Source organism: Leptospira wolbachii serovar Codice str. CDC, from assembly GCF_000332515.2.
Classification (GTDB): Bacteria; Spirochaetota; Leptospiria; order Leptospirales; family Leptospiraceae; genus Leptospira_A; species Leptospira_A wolbachii.
The window spans coordinates 2528441-2535000 of sequence record NZ_AOGZ02000014.1; the positions used below are offsets into that span (position 1 = coordinate 2528441).

Below are 6560 nucleotides of genomic sequence, written 5' to 3' on the forward strand. Positions count from 1 at the left end.
AATGTTTGACCAAAACGACCTATGTGCCGATTTTGACTATAACTATGCTGACGTTTTTATCTATATCCTTTTTGGTTCTTTACGGCTTTGACATTTTGGTTCTATTCTACTTCGGTTTGCACACTTACCTCATGGTTTTTTTGTATAGCAGATACAAACAAAACTGTGCGGAGGACGAAACAAAACTCCTTTCCTTGAAGGATAAAAACCTCCCGACTGTTACCGTTCAGCTGCCAATCTTCAATGAATTCTATGTTGTCGATCGTTTGATCGAGTCTGCATGTAACCTGGAATATCCGGCAAAAAAACTCCAAATCCAAGTTCTTGACGACTCCACTGATGAAACTGTGGAAAAGGTTGCGACTCTTGTTGCTCAGTACAAGAAAAAAGGAATCTGGATCGAACATGTTCACAGAACCAACCGTAAAGGTCACAAAGCCGGCGCTCTAGATGAAGGGATGGCAAAAGCAAAAGGTGACTACATTGCTATTTTTGATGCGGATTTTACTCCTGACTCCGATTTTCTCCTTCGCACTATGGGATACTTCGAAGACGAATCCATAGGAATGGTCCAAACACGTTGGGGCCATATCAACGAAACCTATAATATTTTGACCAAAGCTCAAAGTTTTGGAATCGATGGTCACTTTATGATCGAGCAGGTTGCAAGAAATGGAGCAAGCCTTTGGATGAACTTCAATGGTACTGCGGGAATTTGGAAACGCGCTTGTATTGAAGACGCTGGCGGTTGGGAACATGATACCCTCACTGAAGACTTTGATCTTTCTTACCGTGCCGAGCTCAAAGGTTGGAAGTTTCGTTACATTAAAGACGTAGTTTGTAAGGCAGAAATTCCTGCGACTATGAATGCCTATAAAGCACAACAGTTTCGTTGGTGCAAAGGTTCAATCCAAACGGCAGTCAAACTCATTCCTCGGATTTGGAAATCAAACGAATCTTGGAAAATTAAAGGGGAAGCAATTACCCACCTCATCAATTATTCTGTGCATCCACTTATGATCATCAATATCTTACTCACGGCTCCACTTCTCCTTATGGAATTTTGGGCAGGGTTTAAGATGGATGACCTCCCTATGGAGATCCTTTTTGGGTCGGCCGCTGTGCTTTCCATCGGATCTATGGGACCTGTGATTTTCTATGCCTACTCCCAAAGGGAAATCCATAAAAACTGGAAATCCAAATTGGTTTACCTTCCTATCCTTGTGATGATTGGAACAGGCATTGCTGTGATGAACACTTACGCTTGGATGGAAGCTGTTTTTGGTATCCAGTCTGGTTTCAAACGCACCCCAAAACTCAGAATTGAGAAAGAAGGGGATAGTTTGCAGGACAAAATCAAATACGTAGTCCCAGTAGATTACCGAGCTTTCCTCGAGTTTTTTATGGGTGCTTATTGTGTATTTTGTATCTACCTTTCCTTCATGGTTGGAAAACCATACATGATCGGTTTTATGGTTCTTTATTCTATCGGATTTTTCTATGTCTCTTATCTTTCTGTGGCGGAGTCGTTCTGGAAATTCAAACCAGCGACCAAGGCAGAAAAGGAACTTCGTGCCGTCGCTTAGGAAGAGCGATGGTACTTACTTGACGAAACCTTTCCTTCCAAAAAGCTGTAAATTCAACCTAGGTCCAGGGGTCATCCATGAGTGAAAAAGTCTACTGCGCGAACTGTTTGCATTGTGTTGTGGTTCGCCAATACGAATCGGAGCAAGATAAATACATTCTTCGAGTAAAATGTAATAAGAAGAAATGGTCTAAACGTTCCGGTGAAGAAAAACTTTATAAATACTTTACAGTGGCTCGCCGTATGCAAACCAACTGCGAGTATTATGAAGAAATGGGAGAGATTCTACCTTATATCAAGAACTTGAAAAAAGAACTCCCAATCAAAGACGAAATCTACATGGTGAAAGCCGTCTAAATTATTACCGGCGTGTTGTTTCCCAGGTTACCTCGCGCCTTCGCTCGCAAATTTCATAAAACTGAAAACAAAAAAGAACGGACGATTCAGGGTCAATTCCTGATCCCCGTTCCTGCGGGCAGCGTTCTCTCTGATTCCTATCCCACACGAGTTACCCATGGTCAAGTTATGCTTGCGCATAACGGGAAAAAGGTGCTTGCTCCTGTTAATGGAGTAGCAAGTCTTACCGCAGACCAAAAATACTTTCAAATCAAACAAGATGGGTCTTGGTCTACAACTTCTCCTTACCATTTTCGTCAGTATGATTTCCCTACACTTTTAGAATCTTTTGACGAAGGTGCTTTGTATTCTTTGGATTTGATGGAAACTCCTCTTAAGGATTACTTTCAAAAATTTAAAAAAGATTCTTCTTTTAAAATTGTTTTATCTCCCTTTTGCAGATACCAACATCTCAATTTTGAAGAAATGATCCTTCGTGATATGAAGGATGCTTATCTATCATTCATTGATCTTCTGAAATCGATATTTCCGAAGGCAGAAGTATCAAACTTTTTTGAAGTTTCGTCTTTGGATTTTAAACATCCCAATGGAATTCCTGAATTTTTTCTGCATAAACAATTCCATGAGCCTGTTGATAAGACTAGAAAATCATTAATCCAACATGAAGTTCTATTTTTGGGTGCAGAAACCATATTCCATATTTTACGGAAGTTATACTATAACGAACCTTTTACGAAAAGACATTTAGCAGTGTTTTTAGTCGATCGTAAGGGAAGGATGGACTTAGAGCCTCGTCAGTTCTTTTTAACGAACGGGCAAGCTTTGGCTTTCATTCCTGCAAACTTAGACAAACGATACAAAATTGCTTCCTTTGAAACTGTGTTTGAAGAAGTAGAACCATTGGATGTCGGCTCTCTTGGTTACTTCAATATTTACGAACATTACTCCATCACTTTATACGAAAAACTTCCTGCAGCGAGAAAAGAATTTAGCTGTATTGATTGTATGGAGTGTAATAACTACTGTCCAACCCATGCAAATCCTGTTCAACTCATCAAAGGGAAAGTAGAAGAGTTTGAAAAGAATCAATGTATTTCTTGTGGAATTTGTACGGTGTATTGCCCGTCTGGCATTGATATTCGGAAACGAATCGAAGGAGTTATTGTTTAACAATCATTAAATCATGTTAAAGAACCTTTATATTCTATCTGAAAATAGTTGGGGAGTAAAATCATCGGAGATCTTTGCCGATTTCTTTTATTTTCTAACCCTTATGGGTTTTCTTGGATACTCTTTGGCTCATGTTTTGCCAATCCCCATTTTGCCAATTGTTATTGGATCAATACTCACACTTATATATTTAGGTTTTTGTATTCGTGCGAATCAGTCGCCGTATTGGTTGGGACTGCTTTCACAATTACTGATCATCTTTTTGATTTTACCAACAACTTGGTTGCATCCGATTTTGTTACCGATAGCATTATTTTTTGCCATGGTAGTTCATTATCTCCTCGGCCAACAGTATTCTTTACGGGTTCCTATTTTTAGTTTGGTTCTCCTCTTTGTTTTGATTTGGGACAGCGTTTTCTCCTTACTTGGATATTCTTTTCGAATTCCTGTGGAGCTAGTTTCTTGGACAGGGATTTCTTTTGAGTCCTCTCTTTTGCCTTTGACATTGCCTTGGTTTTCCAATCTTCCTTTGAATGGCCTTACGTTTTTATCTTTCGCTGATAGTTTAGGCATTTATGTTTTAGTGGGAATTGCCTGGGTTTCTTTTCGACGAACAATTCTACTTGGGTTTTTCTTAGGATGGCTTCTTTTATTTTCTTTTTGGGGGATTGGTTCGGGTCAGTTAAGTTTTAACTGGATTCTTTCCTATTCAGCCCTTGCTTTCTTTTTGCACCTGAGTCCGGGACGTAATTTTTACGGATCGTATTATGTTTCTCTACTTAGTTTTGTCATTTTACTTCCCATCGCCTTTTTTGTGGGTAAAATGGGGATAAGCGCCGGTTTGGTAATGGCTGTTTTTTTTCTTTTAGAAGGCCTCTTCGTCAGGGTTTTTCTTGGAAAATAAGTCGATCTTGAAAAGGTGGGAGTAAGTTATACCATATGAATCAACTTCTGGAGATTCTAGACCCTAAAAATATCATTTTCGATTTTAAAGCATCTACGAAAGAAGATGCCATTCGAAAAATGATCTCTCATATGGTCGCCACACAATCGTTAGATCCAAGTCATGAAGAGGAGACAGTTTCTTCTTTGATGAATAGAGAAAAATCCATGTCGACAGGCATTGGAAGTGGAGTTGCCATTCCGCATTGTTCTGTTCATTATGTGAATGAGTTGAAATGTGCTATGGCTATTGCACCGCAAGGAATCGACTTTGATGCACTTGATCATGGTTTAGTTCAAATTTTTATCATGCTTATTGTTCCTAAAAATAAATTTCAGGATCATATCAAAACACTAGCATTGATTGCCAAAACTCTCAACATCCCTGAAGAAAGAGAAAAACTCATCAAAGCCAAAAATTTCGAAGAAATCCAAAAGGCATTCCTTTCGAAAAGTTAATCCAGTGAAGTCGGAAATCTTCCGTTTTCTGTATTTCCTTCTACTGTTATCTTGTATCAGTAGTTTTGTTTCAGAGTTCCACACAAAAGATAAATCCTATTTGTATGCTGATGCGGGAATGATGGAAATGCAAAGCCAGGAAAAAAGTTTTTTATCTTCCTATGTCCAGTTTTGGAAATCTTTGATTTTGGAATCAGGAGGAAAAACGGAGAATGGGGAGACTGTATACGCCCATATTGGAACTCGTTTTTTTTCAACTTTGCACTTAGCAATCTTTAGTATCTTATTTGGTTCTTTCCTTGCTTTTGGACTTTCTCTTGCAGCAACATACTTCCGATCTAGATTATTATATGATATTGTTTCTTTTGGTTCTAATCTGATTCTATCCACTCCCGTATTCATCGTCGCCATACTATTGTTACTTGTGTTTTTTTATCGATTGGAATGGTTTCCTCCCGGTGGGTATGAATCAGGAAATACATACTATGTAGTTTTACCGGGAATTGCGTTGGGTTCTCGTATCTATGCACGTATGTCTTTATATCTGTTACCAGAAATTCGTAAAGAGGCTGATTCTAAATATGTGCAGTTATTACAAACAAGGTCTTATCCTTGGAGTCATATTGTCGGAAAAGAAATTTTTTTAAAAGTCCTGCCGATTGCACTCATCCTTTTAATTTTAGATTTTGGGTCTTTGCTGTCAGGAGCAATGGTTGTAGAAGAGATTTTCTTTTTTCCAGGAATTGGGAAGTCTTTATATTTTTCCATTAAATCAATGGATACAAAGTTACTAGCAACACTCCTCATGTATTCAGGAATTTTGTTTTATGTTTTGAATCGTCTTGGATTTTATCTACAACGATTTTTTTCCGGTGGGGTATGAAAGTGATTTCGGTCCATACCTTAGTGCAGTTTTTCTTTTTTGGATTGGTCCTTTCGGGTGCGATTGTTTTATCGGCACCTACAAATGTAGATCTAACCAATAACAATTTGCCCATTTTGTCCCCTGGCTTTTTTGCAGGAACGGACCGTTTGGGTCGAGACAACTTAGCCTTGTTTTGTTATGGATCTTTATCTACCATTCTCCTTGTAGTGCCTGCTCGTATTTTGACTATCTTTGTATCTTTTATTCTGTCTGCTTTTTCTCTCTTCTTTCCTAAAAGATCAGATTTTATTCTTTCAGGAATCGTATCTGTATCCCTCGCCATCCCTTCTTTATTGTCTGCTCTTGTTGTGATGAGTTTATTACCGAGTAGCCCCTTTGCCATTTTTATTGCTATCCTAGTCTCCGATTGGGCATTGTCGTATGAAACACTCACAGCAAAGATTCGTGAAATCAAACAAAGTTCTTATTTGTCAGCTTCCCTATGTATGGGTGCCAAACCGTACCAACTCATCCTTTTGCATTATCTACCAGCCCTCCGCAATATTTTCGGTTTTTTATTTTTTTCCGGATTACCTGGTGTAGTTATGACTACTGCCTTGTTTTCTTACTTAGGAATCCAAACATCACTTGGAGATACAGGTCCTGGACTTGGAGAACAGATCTCATTTTCTAAAGATTATTTTGATAAGACACCTGTTTCCGTTTTGCTTCCGATAGTTGCCATTTTAACTTTGGTGTATTCTTTGGGATCTAACCAGAAAAAGAATGAAACATAAAATTTCAGCATTATTCATCATCTTCGGACTTCTATGTAATGTATTGCCGTTGTACTCGATTGATGATTATTATAATTTCCCAAACCAAAGTTACAAAGGGAGCGTTACTTATGAATCCTCGCGTAATTTATGTTTGTTCTCGTTCGTTGCAGTCTCTCCAGACCCCACAAAAGAATATTTAGTCAAGGGAATTCCTTCCGTTTTACTTTCTGAACTTCGTAATTTAGAATACACCTATGTAGAATATCCTAAGGCAAATGTAGTTTATCATTCCTTTGGGGAAACACCTGTTATGACTCTGCAAGAGAAGATAGATGCAGAATCTCCCAATGTAAAAAGGAAAAAGAAAGAGATTAATGATGAGAAAGATTTACAAGACTTGCGA

At 38.4% G+C, this 6560-nt stretch carries 8 protein-coding genes (1 of these 8 cut by a window edge); all 8 read left to right on the forward strand.

All coding sequences use genetic code 11. The features are described from left to right. Positions 1-44: 44 nt before the first annotated feature. Positions 45-1586, forward strand: coding sequence for a cellulose synthase family protein (locus tag LEP1GSC195_RS17315; protein ID WP_040506940.1), 1542 nt, complete (start codon positions 45-47; stop codon positions 1584-1586). 77 nt (positions 1587-1663) lie between these two features. Then, positions 1664-1942: a hypothetical protein gene (locus LEP1GSC195_RS17320; protein ID WP_002973362.1), complete on the forward strand. Its 279-nt coding sequence runs from the start codon at positions 1664-1666 to the stop codon at positions 1940-1942. A gap of 168 nt (positions 1943-2110) precedes the next feature. Further along, complete coding sequence (locus LEP1GSC195_RS17325) at positions 2111-3112, forward strand: 4Fe-4S dicluster domain-containing protein (RefSeq protein ID WP_040507217.1); 1002 nt, start codon at positions 2111-2113, stop codon at positions 3110-3112. A gap of 13 nt (positions 3113-3125) precedes the next feature. Then, positions 3126-4016: a hypothetical protein gene (locus LEP1GSC195_RS17330; protein WP_015682639.1), complete on the forward strand. Its 891-nt coding sequence runs from the start codon at positions 3126-3128 to the stop codon at positions 4014-4016. 35 nt (positions 4017-4051) lie between these two features. Beyond that, on the forward strand, positions 4052-4513 hold the full coding sequence (locus tag LEP1GSC195_RS17335; protein WP_015681600.1) for a PTS sugar transporter subunit IIA: 462 nt from the start codon (positions 4052-4054) through the stop codon (positions 4511-4513). A 4-nt stretch (positions 4514-4517) separates the two neighbouring features. Further along, on the forward strand, positions 4518-5396 hold the full coding sequence (locus LEP1GSC195_RS17340; protein WP_015680983.1) for an ABC transporter permease subunit: 879 nt from the start codon (positions 4518-4520) through the stop codon (positions 5394-5396). Further along, complete coding sequence (locus tag LEP1GSC195_RS17345; RefSeq protein WP_015680609.1) at positions 5393-6175, forward strand: ABC transporter permease subunit; 783 nt, start codon at positions 5393-5395, stop codon at positions 6173-6175. The genes LEP1GSC195_RS17340 and LEP1GSC195_RS17345 overlap by 4 nt, the downstream gene beginning before the upstream one ends. Next, positions 6165-6560: the 5' portion of a PEGA domain-containing protein gene (locus tag LEP1GSC195_RS17350; RefSeq protein ID WP_015682267.1), read on the forward strand. The gene runs 1248 nt beyond the window's last position; the window shows 396 of its 1644 coding nt (coding positions 1-396); the start codon lies at positions 6165-6167; the stop codon falls past the right edge of the window. Before LEP1GSC195_RS17345 ends, LEP1GSC195_RS17350 begins: the two co-directional genes overlap by 11 nt.